Source organism: Campylobacter sp. BCW_6889 (genome assembly GCF_001762535.1).
Classification (GTDB): Bacteria; Campylobacterota; Campylobacteria; order Campylobacterales; family Campylobacteraceae; genus Campylobacter_D; species Campylobacter_D jejuni.
Map to the genome: position 1 here is coordinate 1 of NZ_MJWZ01000033.1, position 688 is coordinate 688.

1 protein-coding gene is annotated in these 688 nt (G+C 31.4%); it reads left to right on the forward strand.

Features of this window, described 5'->3' with window-relative positions:
* A partial coding sequence (locus AJ939_RS03660; protein ID WP_070276088.1) for a bacteriophage T4 gp5 trimerisation domain-containing protein occupies positions 1-688 on the forward strand: 688 nt, incomplete at both ends.

Genomic DNA, 688 nt, shown 5'->3' on the forward strand with positions numbered 1-688 from the left:
AAAGAACAAATTTATTTAAAAGCCCAAAAGGATTATGATGAATTAGTCCAGCATAATTTCACTCAAAGAATCTTAAATGATAAAGATTCTATAGTGGATGGAATTTATAATGAAAGGATTAAAAAGGTTCATACTCAAACCATAGACTTAGCTAAAAATGTCAATGTAGGAGGAGAATACTTAACTAATGTAGGCTTATCTAAAGATACCATAGTAGGATTAAGCAATACCTTAAATGTAGGGGTAGATAATAAAGTAAGAGTGGCTAAAAACTCTCATGAATATGTAGGAGAAAACAAAGACATAGAAATAGGTGCTAATCAAAATACTATTATCCATAAGGATGAGATAAGGAATGTGAAGGGAAATAAAAAGGAGGTGGTTGAGGGGCATTATGATATTAATATCAGTGATAAAATGCAAGTGTTAAGCGAGAAAGAGATGGATTATAAAAGCAAAGACAATATTCTTTTTACAAGTAATGAATCCATAGGATTTGAAAGTGATAAAAATACAAGCATGGTAGCTGATAATATCACAACTTACGCAAAAACTATTCATGAGTTAAAAGCCGATAGCGAAGCGACTATACAGGTAGGAGAAACAATTATTAATGCAAAACCTGATTGTGTTATCATTAAAGCAGGTGGAGTTGAAGTAACTATAGACTCTAATGGACTTGTGGTTA